The organism is Streptomyces sp. NRRL F-5123 (assembly GCF_000721495.1).
Lineage (GTDB): Bacteria > Actinomycetota > Actinomycetes > Streptomycetales > Streptomycetaceae > Actinacidiphila.
Map to the genome: position 1 here is coordinate 35,757 of NZ_JOHY01000010.1, position 13,899 is coordinate 49,655.

11 protein-coding genes are annotated in these 13,899 nt (G+C 76.8%); 6 read left to right on the forward strand and 5 right to left on the reverse strand.

Going from position 1 to position 13,899, the window contains the following annotated elements; translation table 11 throughout:
• Positions 1 to 48 precede the first annotated feature (48 nt).
• A complete protein-coding gene (locus IH54_RS0112255; RefSeq protein ID WP_107060160.1) occupies positions 49 to 1,233 on the reverse strand; it encodes a LysR family transcriptional regulator in 1,185 nt (394 codons plus the stop codon).
• Between the two features lie 135 nt (positions 1,234 to 1,368).
• Between IH54_RS0112255 and IH54_RS0112260 the strand changes: the two genes are divergently transcribed.
• The 5 genes from IH54_RS0112260 to IH54_RS0112280 all read left to right on the forward strand — a co-directional run bounded on the left by IH54_RS0112260 (position 1,369) and on the right by IH54_RS0112280 (position 9,044).
• Positions 1,369 to 2,289 carry a zinc-binding dehydrogenase gene (locus tag IH54_RS0112260; RefSeq protein ID WP_031515868.1) on the forward strand — a complete coding sequence of 307 codons (921 nt, stop codon included), beginning with the start codon at positions 1,369 to 1,371 and terminating at the stop codon, positions 2,287 to 2,289.
• A gap of 81 nt (positions 2,290 to 2,370) precedes the next feature.
• Positions 2,371 to 2,811, forward strand: coding sequence for a nuclear transport factor 2 family protein (locus IH54_RS0112265; RefSeq protein WP_043180640.1), 441 nt, complete (start codon positions 2,371 to 2,373; stop codon positions 2,809 to 2,811).
• A 99-nt stretch (positions 2,812 to 2,910) separates the two neighbouring features.
• Positions 2,911 to 3,756 carry an SAM-dependent methyltransferase gene (locus tag IH54_RS0112270; protein ID WP_078862133.1) on the forward strand — a complete coding sequence of 282 codons (846 nt, stop codon included), beginning with the start codon at positions 2,911 to 2,913 and terminating at the stop codon, positions 3,754 to 3,756.
• A 630-nt stretch (positions 3,757 to 4,386) separates the two neighbouring features.
• Entirely contained in the window at positions 4,387 to 7,128 is a 2,742-nt protein-coding gene (locus IH54_RS47650; protein ID WP_159011793.1) for an SCO7613 C-terminal domain-containing membrane protein, read from the forward strand.
• Positions 7,129 to 7,859: 731 nt separating this feature from the next.
• Positions 7,860 to 9,044, forward strand: coding sequence for a hypothetical protein (locus IH54_RS0112280; RefSeq protein WP_420711736.1), 1,185 nt, complete (start codon positions 7,860 to 7,862; stop codon positions 9,042 to 9,044).
• Between the two features lie 435 nt (positions 9,045 to 9,479).
• Here the strand turns inward: IH54_RS0112280 and IH54_RS0112285 are convergent, their stop codons facing one another.
• Positions 9,480 to 10,166 (reverse strand): NADPH-dependent F420 reductase, encoded by a 687-nt coding sequence (locus IH54_RS0112285; RefSeq protein ID WP_031515878.1) that lies wholly within the window; start codon positions 10,164 to 10,166, stop codon positions 9,480 to 9,482.
• 228 nt (positions 10,167 to 10,394) lie between these two features.
• Between IH54_RS0112285 and IH54_RS0112290 the strand changes: the two genes are divergently transcribed.
• Positions 10,395 to 10,829 (forward strand): winged helix-turn-helix transcriptional regulator, encoded by a 435-nt coding sequence (locus tag IH54_RS0112290; protein ID WP_078862134.1) that lies wholly within the window; start codon positions 10,395 to 10,397, stop codon positions 10,827 to 10,829.
• Positions 10,830 to 10,845: 16 nt separating this feature from the next.
• Here IH54_RS0112290 and IH54_RS0112295 read toward each other — a convergent pair whose 3' ends face one another.
• The 3 genes from IH54_RS0112295 to IH54_RS0112305 all read right to left on the reverse strand — a co-directional run bounded on the left by IH54_RS0112295 (position 10,846) and on the right by IH54_RS0112305 (position 13,856).
• On the reverse strand, positions 10,846 to 11,805 hold the full coding sequence (locus tag IH54_RS0112295) for an ATP-grasp domain-containing protein (protein ID WP_234343474.1): 960 nt from the start codon (positions 11,803 to 11,805) through the stop codon (positions 10,846 to 10,848).
• Positions 11,802 to 12,728 carry an ATP-grasp domain-containing protein gene (locus IH54_RS0112300; protein ID WP_052397343.1) on the reverse strand — a complete coding sequence of 309 codons (927 nt, stop codon included), beginning with the start codon at positions 12,726 to 12,728 and terminating at the stop codon, positions 11,802 to 11,804. Before IH54_RS0112300 ends, IH54_RS0112295 begins: the two co-directional genes overlap by 4 nt.
• 234 nt (positions 12,729 to 12,962) lie before the next feature.
• Complete coding sequence (locus IH54_RS0112305) at positions 12,963 to 13,856, reverse strand: SDR family NAD(P)-dependent oxidoreductase (RefSeq protein ID WP_052397344.1); 894 nt, start codon at positions 13,854 to 13,856, stop codon at positions 12,963 to 12,965.
• Positions 13,857 to 13,899: the final 43 nt, after the last annotated feature.

The following is a 13,899-nucleotide window of genomic DNA, read 5'->3' on the forward strand; positions in this document are numbered from 1 at the left end:
CTCAACCGGTCGCGTCGAACGCGGCGTTGAGCCGGTCTGCCTGCCCCGTCAGAAGCGCGCGCTCCGGGACGGCGGCGGGTTGTCTTCCTTCCCGCCGTCCGCGGGTGGCGCGAGCTGCGCGTGGTCGGCGTCCGGGAGCCAGTCGCGCCCCGGCACGTAGTCGAGCCAGCGGCGCGCGCGGGCCGCCGCGGTGAACGCGCCCAGCAGGGCGTCCAGGAGCGGGTGGCGCGGGGTGTCGCGCCAGGCCAGGGACCAGGCGTAGAGCGGCGTGGGGCCGGTCAGCGGGATGGAGCGCAGGCCCGCGACGGACGGCAGCGGCGCGTCCGCGGGCACCAGCGTGAAGGAGCGCGGGTCGGCGCGGAGGTGCTGGACGAGGTGGTCGGGGCCGAGGTTCGGGCCGCTCTGGCGGCGGGCGATGCCGAAGTCGTCGGCGAAGCGGCGCAGGAAGTCCAGCCGCGGCAGCTCGGCGGGGGCCCACAGGACGCTGTCGCGCAGGTCGGCGGGCCGCAGCTCGGCCGCCCCGGCGAGCGGGTGGGCCGCGCTGACCACCGCGTCGACCGGCTCCAGCCGTACGAGCCGGTGGGCCAGCCCGCGGTCCCGCCCGTCCGGCAGCGGGTGCACCCGCCCGAACCCGGCGTCCGCAGCACCGCTCAGCAGCGCCTCCGCGACGGACGGCCAGTCCCGCCCCGGCCCCGGCTCCAGCCGCAGCGCGGGGTCGGCCGCGGCAGCGGCGTCGGCGGCGTGCGCGACGGTGCGCATCGGGGCGTAGAGATGCCCCCAGACGTCGAGCCGCAGCGCCTGCCGCCCGCCGCGCACCGCGGCCACCGCCCGCTCCCCCGCCGCCAGCGCCTCCCGCGCGGCGGGCGCGAACCGCTCCCCGGCGTCGGTCAGCCGGGTGCGCCGGGTGCCGCCGTCGCGGTCGAAGAGGCGGGCGCCGAGCAGCGATTCGAGGCGGGCAACGCGTTTGGACAGCGCCTGCTGGGAGATGCCGAGCCGGGCTGCGGCCTGCCCGAAGTGCAGCGACTCGGCGGTGGCGGCGAAGGCCCGCACGTGGGCGAGGTCGAGATCGAGGCGGGGGGCGGAGCCGTCCGCGGAGCCGGAGCCGTTCGCGGAGCCGTTCGCGGAGCCGGGATCGTTCGCGGAGCCGTTCGCGGAGCCGTCCGCGGAGCCCGGATCGTCCGTGGAACCCGGGGCAGAGCCTGTGGTGGAGCTGAAGTCGGGTGCCGCGTCCATGCGCCTGACCATAGCCGACAACTTCCGGTTGTCGGAGAGGTCGCAGGGTTGTTGGCCCGGGCGGGGGCCGTGGCGGTGGGATGGGCGTCAGACGCAGAGAGCGCCGCAGAACAAGCCAGAAGGAGGCAAGGGGAGATGAAGGCCTACATACCCACCGGGGACGCCGCAGAACCCGTCGTGCTGGCCGAGGTGCCGGAACCCGTACCGGGGCCCGGCGAGGCGCTCGTGAAGGTCGAGGCCTTCTCCGTCAACCGGGGCGAGACGTTCAAGCTGGAGGCCCCCGCGCCCGGTGACCGCCCCGGCAAGGACATCGCGGGCCTCGTCGTCCAGCCTGCCGCGGACGGCACGGGCCCCGCGGGCTTCGCCCGGGTCGTCGGCCACCCGATGGCCGGCGGCTGGGCGGAGTTCGCGGCCGTCCCCACCGGCGCGCTCGCCGTCCTCCCGGACGCCGTCCCCACCGTCCAGGCCGCCGCCCTCCCCCTCGCCGGCCTCACCGCGCTCCGCCTGCTGCGCACCGCGGGCCCCGTCCCCGGCCGCCGCGTCCTGCTGACCGGAGCTTCGGGCGGTGTCGGCCACTACGTCACGGAGCTTGCGGCCGCCGCCGGGGCCGAGGTCACCGCGGTCACCCGGGACGCCGAACGCGGGGCGCGGCTGCGCGAACTGGGCGCCGCCGAGGTCGTCCACGACGTGGCCGCGGCGCACGGCCCGTACGACGTCGTCCTCGAATCCACCGGCGGCACCGCGCTCCCCGCCGCCCTCGCCCGGCTCGCCCGCCGCGGCACCCTCGTCTGGTTCGGCCAGGCCAGCAGGACGCCCGTGACGCTGGACTTCTTCGACTTCTTCGCGGGCCCGGAGTCGGCGGTCATCCGCCACTTCCACTACCTCGACGCGGACACCCCGCTCGACGCGGACCTCGCCGCGCTCGTCCGCCTCACCGCCGGCGGCCGGCTGCACCCGGAGATCGGCCGCGTCGCCGGCTGGGCGGACACGGCGACGACGCTGACGGACCTGCGGGAGCGGCGTATCCGCGGCAAGGCGGTGCTGACGGTGTCCTGACCCGCCCCCGCCCCGTGCCCCTCCTACCTTCCCGTACCCCCGTACCTTCCCGTACGGACCCGACGCAGAAAGGCCCCGGCCATGAACGAGACCCCGCAGACCCCCCTCACCGACCCCCGCGCAGTCGTGATCCGCTACGTGGAAGCCGTGCGCGACGGCGACGCCGACGTCATCCGCGACAGCTTCGCGCCCGACGCGACCTGGCACTACCCCGGCTCGCTGCCCACGTCGAAGATCTGGCAGGGCCGCGACGCGATCGTCGACGACTTCCTCGGCAGCATGGGCACGGTGTTCGTTCCCGGTACGGTCCGGATCGAGCTGGTGAGCACGATCGCCGAGGGCGAGCGCGTCGTCGCCGAATGGACGTCGAAGGCGCAGACGGTCCACGGCGCCGCGTACGACAACCGGTGCATAGGCATCTACACGGTGCGGGAGGGACGGATCACGTCGGTGATCGAGTACGCCGACACGCACCACGTGGCGGCGACGCTCTTCCCGCAGGAGGCCCCCGGCGGCAATTGAGGTGCCACCACCGCGGACGATGCGCAACCCCGCCGGAGACCCCCGACCCCCGACCGTAATTGAGGTGCCGCCACCGCGGACGATGCGTAGGTTCGCCGGATGACGTCATCCGCGCACGCACCGCAGGACCCCGCAGCAGCGCAGGGGCCGGATCCCTCGGGGGACCCGGCCCCTGCTGACGTACCCGGTGCGGACGGGCCGCCGCGGCTCACCGGGCTGGTCTTCCACGGGCCGATCGGCGAGGCGCGGGCCGCGCGCTGGGTGGACCGCCTCGCCCCGGTGCTGGCGGCGGCGCCGGACGGCGGGCGCGTCCTCGACATCGGCTGCGGGTGGGGCGAGCTGATGCTGCGGCTCCTGGCGGCGGCCCCGCCGGCGCGCGGCACCGGCCTCGACCTCAACACCGAGGACCTCGCACGGGGCCGCGCCAACGCGGCGGCCCGGGGGCTCTCCGCGCGGGCCGACTTCGTCGAGGCCGACGCGACGAAGGCCGACCACGAGCCGGCCGACGTCGTGCTCTGCCTCGGCGCCAGCCAGGCCCTCGCGGACAACCTGGCCGAAGCGCTCGCCGCACTGCGGGCCCGGGTACGCCCCGGCGGGCGCGTACTCCTCGGCGAGGGCTTCTGGGAACGCGAGCCCACCCCCGCGGAGTTGGCGGCATCCTGGCCGGACGCCGCCGCCACCGACCACACGGACCTCGCGACCCTCGTCGACACGGCGGTGGCGGCGGGCTTCCGCCCCGTGTGGGTCGAGTCCGCGGACCGCACGGAGTGGGACGACTTCGAATCCGGCTACCTCGCCGACACGGAGCTCTGGCTCGCCACCCACCCCAACCACCCCTCCGCCCCCGCAACCCGCGACCGCCTCGACACCCACCGCTCCGCCTGGCTCCGCGGCTACCGCACCATCCTGGGCATCGCCTACCTGACCCTCGTCCCTTCCCTCTGACCTCCCCCTCCCCCTCCCCCTCGCCGACCAGGCGCTTCGCGCTGCCGCGCGGGGTGGGGGTGTCGGGGGCCGCGGTGAGCCGCCGGGCGAGCGCTTCGCGCTACCGCGCGGGGTGGGGGGTGTCGGGCTGCGCCCAGGGCCAGGAACTGCGCGTGCCCGCGCTACCGCGCCGGGCGGTTTGCGCTACCGCGCGCGGCGAACGTTCCGGGCTGCGCCCAGGCCCCGGGGGTTGCGCGATCCCAGCTGCCGCGCCGGGCGAAGGTGCGCGCTGCCGCGCCGAGTTCAGCGTCTTCAGGGGCGCGTGGGGGTACCTCCCAGGCGAAGCTCTGGGGGAGGACTGCGCGAGCAACCACCCACCGGCCGGTGGTCCGGTACGAAACGGTACTGCCCCTTCGGGTCGGTGACGACCCGCGCCACCGTCGTGGCTGAGCGCGCAGTTCTCCGCGCCCCTGAAAACGCTCACCGCCCTGCGCAGCAGAAACGCTCACCCCGCGCGGCATGCGCGGGCGGCCTCCCCGCGCACCCAAAACGCGCACCGCCCTCCGCGGCGGGCGGCCCCCCACCGCCACCGGCGAGGTTTGAGTACCCGTACTCATGCCGCACCCGCGCCCCCGCTCCCACACTCGGCTCATGAACCTCGACCGCTGCCCCGACTGCGGCTGGCCGCACGTAGCACCGCCCGGTGCCGGAGGCGGGGTGTGCCCGCGATGCGGGTTGCCCCTCGACGGCGACGCGGTCACGGAACTGGCCCTCATCGGGGCCGAGTTGCGCGGCCTCGCGGAGCGGCAGGCGGTGCTGGCCCAGCGGCGGGCGGTGCTGCTCGCGGCGCTGCGGGGGCGGCGGGTGGGGGCCGCGGCCCCGAACGTCGCCGTACCGGGGCCGGACGTGGAGGCGCGGTCCGCGCAAAACCTGCTGCTCACGCTGGGCGGCTCGCTGCTCACCCTCGCCGGGCTGGTGTTCACGCTCGTGAGCTGGGGGCGTTTCGGGATCGGCGCGCGCGCCGCCGTCCTGGCGGTTCTGACGGCCGCGGTGCTGGCCGCGCCCTTCCCGCTGCGGCGGCGCGCGCTGGGCGCCACCGCGGAGACCGCCTCCGCGGTGGGCCTCGCGCTGGTGCTGCTCGACGCGTACGCCGCCCGGGCCGCGGGCCTCGCGGGGCTCGACGGCGTACGGGCATACGGCTACTGGGCCGCCGTCACGGGGCTCACCGCGGCGGGCGCGGCGGCGTACGCGCGGCTCAGCCGCTCGGAGCTGCTGCCGTACGCCGCCCTGCTGCTCCTCCAGCTGCCCGCCCCGCTCACCGCGGGGCTCGCCCACGCGCACGCGACGGGCCTGGCGTACGCGCTGCTCGTGAGCGCGGGCGCCGACCTCGTGGTGGCGGCGCGGCTGCGGGCGCGCGCGCCGGGGCCGTTCGCGGTCGGCGCCGCCGCGGTGGGGGCGGCGGCAGCCGGCCTGCTCGCCGGCGCGGCCGCGTACTCCTTCTCCTCCTACGGCCCGGCGCTGCGCGCCTGCGTCCCCCTGCTGCTCGCCGCCGCGGTGGGCCTGGCGGCAGCGAGCCTGCGGGCCGCGGGCCCGCACGTACGCGCGGCGACGGCGGCGCTCGCGGGCCTGGCCCTGCTCTCCGCCGCGGCGGTCGCCCCGCACCTCGCCCTGCCGCCCTCATGGCTCGCCCTCGCGTGGGCGGGCCCGGCGGCCCTGCTGTCGGCGGTGGCCTTCGCCCTCCCCCCGCGGCGCGGCCACACCCCCGTACCCCTCGGACTGTCGGCGGCCGGCGCCTTCGTGCTGGCCGCCGCAGGCGTGTCCGTCCTTCCGGACCTGCTCCGCGCACTCACCGAACCTCTGCGCGGGACCCCGGACTTCCCCGGGACGTGGCACGCCACCGGAACCGCCGCGACAGTCGCCGCCCTACTGGCGGCTGTCGCGGCGGGAGCGGCGGCACGCTTCCGCACGATGACGCTGCCGCTGAGCTGTACGGCCGCGGTGGCCGCGGTGGCGGCAGCGGTGACCGCCCCGATCGCGGCGGGCGCCCCCTACGCGGCGGCGGTCGCGATCCCCACAGCCCTCGCCCTCGCCGCAACCGCGGCACTGGTACGGACCGAGCCCCCGCCGCAGCCCCCGGTCGCTGCGGCGCCGGTGCCGCCGGACCGGCAAAGGCCGGGAGCCGCCCCCGCGACGCCCCCCTCCGGAGAACCCCAACTCCCGCGCACTCCCCCGCCACCGAGCCCCGGCACCGACCAACTCCCGTCCACACCCCCAGCCCCCAACCCCGACACCCACCAACTCCCGCCCACACCCCCAGCCCCAAACCCCGACATCCACCAACTCCCGCCCGCCCCACCGGTGATCGGCCCGCCGTACCCCGCGGGGCCGCCGCTTCCCGGATGGGGGGCCGTCCAGATCCCGCGTGCCGTCGCCCGGCCCGCGAGCCCCGCCCAGGTCGTCCGCGGCGTCACGCTCTGTGTGCTGGTCGCCGCGGGGGCGGTGGCGGGCGGGTGGTCGCTCGCGCGGGACGCGGCCGCGCTCGTCGTGTTCGGGATCGCGGCGGTCGTCGCGGGGGGCATGGCCGGCGCGCGGCGCTTCGCTCTTCCCGCGGGCGTGGTCGCGGTCGGCGCGCTCGGGTACGAGGCCGCGCGGGCCGCGCACGCCGCCGGGATGCCGCCGCACCTCGCCGCGTTCGCGGTGCTCGGGGTCGCGCTGGCGACCGTACCGGTGGCCGGGTTCGCGGGGCCGGGCGTGGAGTACGCCGGGTACGTGCTCGGCGCAACGGCGGTCACCGCGACCGCCGGGCACCCGCAGCAGCTGAGCCTCGCGCTGGCGCTCGCCGGTGCGGGCGCGGCCGGGACCGCGCTCCGTCCCGAACGCCGCCGGGCCGCGGCGGCCGGGGCCACGGCACTGCTCAGTGCGTCGCTGTGGGTGCAGCTGGCCCTCGCGGGGGTGCATGCGCCGGAGCCGTACACCGCGGGTCCGTCCGCGGTACTCCTCCTCCTGGGGCATCTGCGCCGCCGCCGCGACCCTTCGCTCGACTCGTGGCCCGCGTACGGGCTGGGGCTGTGGGCGACCCTGCTGCCGAGCCTGCTCGCGGTCTGGGCCCAGCCGCACGGGGTCCGCCCGCTCCTGCTGGGCGCCGCCGCCCTGGCCGTCACCCTGCTCGGCGCCCGCCACCGGCTGCGGGCCCCGCTCCTCACCGGCGGCCTCGTCCTCCTGGCCGACGCGGCCCACGAACTCGCCCCGCCCGTCCTCCGCTCCCTCGACCACCTCCCCCACTGGGCCCCCGTCGCCCTGGCCGGCGCCCTCCTCGTCTACGTAGGCGCCACCTACGAACGCCGTCTCGCCGAGGCTCGCCGCCTCCGCTCGACCTTCCGCTCACTCCACTGACCCCCTCCGGGGGGGCGGCCCTCGCGGCGGGCTTTCGGCTCCCGCCGGTGGGGTGCCCGCGCCTGCCGACGCGGGGGGGGCTTCCGTGCGACGTGGACGTCGGCTTTCCCCCACCTGCGGGGGTGCACCGCCGCCGGGAGCGAACCCACCATCGGGGTGCCCGCGCCTGACGGCGCGGGGATCCCACCCCCACCACCCGTGCAGGTGGGAGCGAGAGCTTCTGTCCACCTGTGAGGGTGAACCACCGTCGGGGACTGACCCGCCGTCCCTGAAACATCACCCCCACCGGCAGGCAGCCGCCAACGCAACGTCGGGAGGGGGACGATCCGGGGGTGCCCCCGCAGGAATGCGCACCCCGTCCGGCACCGGACACGTCATAACGTCAGACGCGCATTCCGAGGAGGTACCCCCGGAGTGGCCCCCGACCCCACCCCCGTACGGAGTGCGCGATGCCCCGCCGGGTACACCAGGGGCGCGGGGAACGGCGCGAGCAACCACCCACCCACCGCAAGGTCGCGAAAACCACCGCAAGCCCCGCCCCGGAGCGGGGACCCGCCGGGCCCCCTTCGGAGGGGGGAGGACGGCGCGAACAACCAACCACCGGAGGAAGATCGCCTCGCCCCCGTAAGATGCGGCGGCGGGGGCACGGCAAGCGCGCGGGACACCGCGGGACCGGCACCCGCCGACCGTTCCACCGTCCCTGACGAGAGCGAGAGCGAGAGCCGGATGCCGTGCTGACGGCAGGTCACCCGACGCGGCGCCGGTTACCCACGCGGCGCCGGTTACCCGCGCGCGGCGGGCAGGAAGCCCGGCGCGGACTGCTCGCCGCGCTGGGCGCATACGTGGCGGTGCGCGCCACCGGGCTGGTGGCGCTCGCCGTCTGGTCGGCGGCGAACGGCAAGAGCGCGGTGACGCTGCTGTCCCGGCGGTGGGATTCGCTCTGGTACGTGCGGGTTGTCGACCAGGGCTACGGCTACGTGCTGACGGCGCCGGACGGGCGGCGGCTGTCGGACCTGGCCTTCTTCCCGCTGCTGCCGTGGCTGGAGCGGTCCGTGTCGTGGCTGACCGGACTCGCGGAGCCGGACGCCGGGCTGCTGGTCTCGGCGGTGGCGTCGCTCGCCGCGGCCGCGGGCATCCACGCGGTGGTGCGGCGGAGCGTCCCGGACCGCCCGGACGTCGCGGTCGCGGCTGTCGTGCTGTGGGCGGCGCTGCCGGTGGGGATCGTGCAGTCGATGGCGTACAGCGAGTCGCTGTTCACCGCGCTCGCCGCGTGGTCGCTGTGCTGCGCGCTGGACCGGCGGTGGATCGCCGCGGGGCTGCTCGCGTCGGCCGCCGGGCTCACCCGGCCGATCGGGCTGGCGGTCGCGTGCGCGGTGCTGGTGGCGACGGGTACGGCGGCGCGGCGCGGCGGGGTCTCGGCGCGGCTGGTGGCCGGCGCGGTGCTCGCGCCGGTCGGCGCGGCCGCGTACGTGCTGTGGGTGGGCGCCCGGCGCGGCAGCCTGTTCGGCTACCTGGACGTGCAGAAGGGCTGGGGCAACGGCTTCGACGGCGGAGCCGCCTTCGCGCGCTTCACCGGCGGCCTCGCGGCGCGCCCGCCGTACGTGGGCGGGGTACTGCTCGCGGCGGGTGTCGGGGTGCTGCTGTGGGGGTATGTGCGGGGCTTCCGCGACGGCGGGCCGCGGCTGCCACTGCCCGTCCAGGTCTACACGGGGATCGTGCTCGCGCTGGCGCTGTGCTCGTCGGGCTACTTCGGATCGAAGCCGCGGCTGCTGATGCCCGCGTTCGGCGTACTGGTGCCGGTGGCGGCCGCGCTGGGGCGGCTGCGGGTGCGGTGGCGGGTGGCCGTGCTGGCGGTGTGCGCGCTGGGGGCGACGGTGTACGGGGCGTTCTGGCTGAACGGGTCCGGGCCACCGTGACCGCCCGGAGTGCGTGACGGCCGCGCGGACGCCGCGTGACCGCACCACAGCGCGGGACGGCGCGCGCCGACGCCACCGTGCCCCCCAAAGCGCGAGACGCCCACGCGAACGCCACCCTCACCGCCCGGCGCGCGAAACGCCCACGCGAACGACCGCGACCGCCCAAAGCACGGAACAACCACGCGAACGACCGCGACCGCCCAAAGCACGGAACAACCACGCGAACGCCACCCTCACCGCCCGGCGCGCGAAACGCCCACGCGAACGACCGCGACCGCGACCGCCCGAAGCACGGGACAACCGCGCGGACGCCACCGCACCCCCCTCCTTGCGGTGCCGCCCGCGCGGCGATCGTGGGCCGGGCCCGCGCGCAGCCACGCCGGCCCTTGCGCCCAGCGCGGTCCGGCGGCCCGGCGCGCGGCGACTCGCCGCGGCTCAGGCCCGCGCGATGTGGAAGTTGAAGTCCGGGTGGCCGATCACGCCGTACAGCCGCAGCCAGACGGGCAGCAGCATCTCGGTGCCGCGGGCGGTGGCGATGCCGCCGAGGTCGATGACGCTCTCGGGCGGCCAGCCGAAGGACTCCAGCAGGGCGGTGACCGCCTTCTTCGCGTCGGCGTCGTCACCGGAGACGAAGACGCTGTGCGGGCCGGGCACCCGGGCCGGGTCGACCATGACGGCGGCGTTCGTCGTGTTGAGTGTCTTGACGACCTTGGCCGCGGGGAAGGCCCGCTGGATCTGCTCGGCGAGGCTGTCGGTGTTGACGGGGTCGAGGGACGGCGGGGTGCCGTGCGAGAAGTCCAGCGGGTTGGCGACGTCCACGAGCGGCTTCCCCGCGAGGTTCGCGGCGCCGGCCGCGGCCAGCACGTCGAGGCTGGCGGCGCCGGAGCTGGCGTTGACGACGGCGTCGGCGCCCGCGGCCGCCTCGGCGAAGGTCACGAGGGCGACGGCCGGGTGCGCGGCCTGCCACTCGGCGTAGGGCGCGTTGCCGTAGGCGTCGGTCCCGGTACGGGCGAGCGTCGCGCTCGGGTCGCGGGTGCCGACGGCGACCTCGTGGCCGAGTGTGGCGAGCTTGCCGGCGAGGGTCCGGCCGACGCTGCCGGTGCCGAGCACTGCGTAGCGCATGACGTATCCGCTTCCTGTTCTGTCGTAAGGGGTGGGGGCGGCGCACGGCGCCGCGTCCCGGGCCCGGAACACGGGCGGGCGCGTCTCGCCGGGGCAGCAACTCCCCTGTAGGCGGCGGCGCTTGGCCGTACCTGGACCGTATGCTCCCTACGATTCCGCTGACCAGTACGCACTTTCGGGTGCCTGTCGCTCACCGCCGGGGAACCCGGCACACGAAGGAGGCGCCGGATGACCGCCGACACGGCCCCGGCCACCGACACCGACACCGACGCCGGACCCGACACCGGACCCGACCCCGACGAGCAGCCCGCGATCCCCGTCCCCGACGTCCTCAACCCGCACTGCGGGTCGCGCCAGGTGCTGGAGCTGGTCTCCGACAAGTGGAGCGCGCTGATCCTCTTCCTGCTCGGCCACCGCCCGCACCGGCACGCCGAACTCATGCGCGCGGTGGGCGGGATCAGCCAGAAGATGCTCACGCAGACGCTGCGCTCGCTGGAGGCGGACGGGCTGGTCCACCGGGAGGCCTTCCCGGTCGTGCCGCCGCGCGTCGAATACTCGCTGACCGCTCTCGGGGAGTCGCTGTCCCCGCTGCTGCACGAGCTGTGCCGGTGGGCGGAGGCGCACTACGCCGACATCGAGGCGGCGCGCGCCGAGGCCTCCTGAGCCGGGCGCGCGGCGGTCACACCCAGGGGCCGCCGCACGCCGCAGCCGTCCAGCCGCCCGCGCCGCGCAGCACGAGCGCGGCGAGCGCCTCGGGGGCGCCGGGGCGGCCGCGCAGGCCGGGGAAGGCGTTGACGTCCACGACGACGGGGCCCGCGGCGGTCGCGACGACGTCCACGCCGTAGACCTCAAGGCCGAAGGCGGCACCGGTGCGGCGGACGAGGTCCCGCCAGGCGGGCGGGAGGGCGGCGGGCAGCGGGCCGGTGTCGGCGGTGGGGGCGGCCAGTTCGGAGCGGCGGCGGGCGGTGAAGACGTGCGGGCCGATGGCGTAGAGCTTGTGGTCCCAGCCGGAGTTGGGCACGAAGTCCTGGACGACGTACGGCTCGACGGGCGCGGTGGCCGCGAAGTCCCGTACCGCGGCGGGGCCTTCGAGCCGTACGACGGTGTCGGCCTTGCGGCTGTACCTGCTCTTGACGACGACGGGCCCGGATCCGGCCTCCGCGGCGACGAGTTCGGCGGGCGAGGCGTAGCTGCGGGTCGGGGCGAAGGGCAGTCCGGCGCGCAGGGCGTCGGCGGCCATGGCGGTGCGGTCCTGGCAACGAGCGGTCGACGCCGCGGTGTTGACGACCCGCGCACCCTCGGCCTCCAGCGCGCGGGCCAGCTCCAGGGCCTGCGGCGTACGGGACTTGAGCAGGTAGACGTCGGCGGGCTCGCCCGGCGGGCGGGGGGCCGCCGGGTCCAGCACCTCGACGCTCGCGCCGCCGCCCGCCAGCAGCGCGGCGGACGCGGCGAGCAGCGGGTGGCCGGGATCGGGCGTGACGAGCCCGACCCGTAGCGGGCGGCGCACCCGCGGCGGCGGGACCTGGTGGGCCGCACCCAGCGGGCTCCTGCCGCGGGGCCGGGGGGCGCGCGGGCCGTCGGGCTCCGCGCCCGCGCCGTGGGGCTCCTCCGTGCCGCCGGGGGCGGGGGCGCGGCTCACGGGACCGGGACGGCCGCCGGGGCCGGGGTCGAGCCGGGCCGGGTCTGCGGCACGGGCGGGGCGGGCGGCACGGGCGGGGCGGGCGGCACGGGCGGGGCGGCGGGCGCCGGTCGCCGGTCGCGGGCCAGGTCGAGGACGGCGGCGGCGACCCGCGCGGCGGCGTCCGGGACCTGCCGGAAGCTCGGAAAGTCGTTGACGTCCACGACGACCGGGCCGTCCGGCGCGAGGAGGACGTCGAGGCCGTAGAGGTCGAGCCCGTAGACCGCACCGGCGCGCGCGGCGATCGCGGCGACCTCGCGCGGCAGCGGCACCCGGCGTTCGGGGTGCGGCAGGTCGGGGTGCAGCGGGGAGCGGCGCTCGGTGGCGTAGAAGTCGTCGCCGATGCAGTAGATCTTCATGTCCACACCGGAGTTGGGCACGTACGGCTGCGCGATGAGCAGGCCCTCGCCGCGCAGCTCCGGGGCGAGGGCGGTGAGGGCGGCGGGCGTGGCGACGAGGTGCACGGCCCGCCCGGAGCTGCCGTCGGCGGGCTTGACGACCAGCGGGAAGTCCGACTCCGGTATCTCGGCGAGGAGTTCGGGCCGGGCGGCGGCGTAGGTCACCGGCATCGGCAGTCCGCCCGCCCGGCCGATCGCGGCGGCGAGCGCCTTGTCGCGCACCCGGCGGATGGCCCGCGCGTCGTTGACGGTCGTGAGCCCGGCGGACGCGGCGGCCTCCAGCAAGGTGAGCCCGGGCCCGCCGGAGACGGTCTTGAGCACCCAGGCGTCGTGCGCGGCCGTCCGCAGCAGGTCGGTCATCCGCAGCAGCGAGCCGCCGGGCCGCACCACGTCCACCTGGTGGCCCCACGCGCCGAGTTGCCGGATCACCTCGACCGGCATGCCGTCGCGGCGGTAGTTCTCCTCCACCAGAAAGCACAGCTTCATGCGACCCCCCTCCCCCGCCCCTCCCCCGGGCCGTCCTTCCGACGGTGTCCGGCGGGGCGTGAAGGTCACAGGATGCCACGCGCCCCTGAGACCCGCGGCGGCCCCGTCAACTCCGCCCGCATGAGCAGTGGTTGACGCTCCGGCGTACGGCCTGGGGACCTCGGGGGCGGGTTCGGGGGCGGGTTCGGGGCGGGCCCGGCGGCGAGGGCGCGGGAAGCGGTCAGCTGTCAGCTGTCAGCTGGAGTGCCGCAGCGGGTCGGTCTGCTCGGCCGTGGCGCCCTCCGCGGCCGTGGACTCGCTCAGCTCCCGCCACCGCTCGTCGGACGCGAGCAGCGCACGGCCCGCGGCCGTGGCGTACGCGTACGCGTCCGGCCCGGCGAGCAGCCGCAGCGGCGGTTCGTCGAGGCCGACGACGTCCAGGACCAGCCGGGCCACCTTCACCGGGTCACTCGCCGACAGGTTCTGCGAGGAGTGCATGCGCGCCATCGCGCCGACCGTCTCCGCGTACTCCGGCCGCACGGCGTCGATCCGCATCGAGGACCCGGCCCAGTCGGTGCTCATGCCGCCGGGCTCGACGACGGTGACCTTGATGCCGAGCGGGCCGACCTCGGCGGCGAGCACCGACGAGAAGCCGCCGACTGCCCACTTCGCGGACTGGTACGCCCCGAGCCCGGGCGTCGCGAGCCGCCCGCCGACCGACGAGATCTGCACGATGTGCCCGGCGCGCTGCTCGCGCATGACCGGCAGCGCGGCCTGCGTGAGGCGGACGACGCCGAAGAGGTTGGTGTCGACCTGGGTGCGGAAGTCGTCGAAGCCGACGTCCTCGACGGAGCTGACGTTCGCGTACCCCGCGTTGTTGACCAGGACGTCGAGCCGCCCGAAGCGGTCGACCGCGGTGCGGACCGCGGCCCGCGCCGCGTCGCCGTCGGTGACGTCCAGCTCGGTCACGGCGAGCCGCTCGCCGTACTCCCCGGCGAGGTCGTCGAGCGCGCCGGGCTTGCGGACCCCGGCGACGACCCGGTGCCCGGCGGCCAGCGCGGCCGCGGCGATCTCCCGCCCGAGGCCGCGCGAGGCGCCGCTGACCAGGAAGACGAGGGGGGTGGTGGTGGTGCTGTTCTGCTCCGGCATCGCTCTCTCCTTACTAACCGGTTGATTAGCAACCTCCTCCAGG

Excerpts from the sequence above, each read along its gene's own strand:
- IH54_RS0112255 (WP_107060160.1), bottom strand. The coding sequence starts at position 1,233 with ATGGACGCGGCACCCGACTTCAGCTCCACCACAGGCTCTGCCCCGGGT.
- IH54_RS0112260 (WP_031515868.1), top strand. The coding sequence starts at position 1,369 with ATGAAGGCCTACATACCCACCGGGGACGCCGCAGAACCCGTCGTGCTG.
- IH54_RS0112265 (WP_043180640.1), top strand. The coding sequence starts at position 2,371 with ATGAACGAGACCCCGCAGACCCCCCTCACCGACCCCCGCGCAGTCGTG.
- IH54_RS0112270 (WP_078862133.1), top strand. The coding sequence starts at position 2,911 with ATGACGTCATCCGCGCACGCACCGCAGGACCCCGCAGCAGCGCAGGGG.
- IH54_RS47650 (WP_159011793.1), top strand. The coding sequence starts at position 4,387 with ATGAACCTCGACCGCTGCCCCGACTGCGGCTGGCCGCACGTAGCACCG.
- IH54_RS0112285 (WP_031515878.1), bottom strand. The coding sequence starts at position 10,166 with ATGCGCTACGCAGTGCTCGGCACCGGCAGCGTCGGCCGGACCCTCGCC.
- IH54_RS0112290 (WP_078862134.1), top strand. The coding sequence starts at position 10,395 with ATGACCGCCGACACGGCCCCGGCCACCGACACCGACACCGACGCCGGA.
- IH54_RS0112300 (WP_052397343.1), bottom strand. The coding sequence starts at position 12,728 with ATGAAGCTGTGCTTTCTGGTGGAGGAGAACTACCGCCGCGACGGCATG.
- IH54_RS0112305 (WP_052397344.1), bottom strand. The coding sequence starts at position 13,856 with ATGCCGGAGCAGAACAGCACCACCACCACCCCCCTCGTCTTCCTGGTC.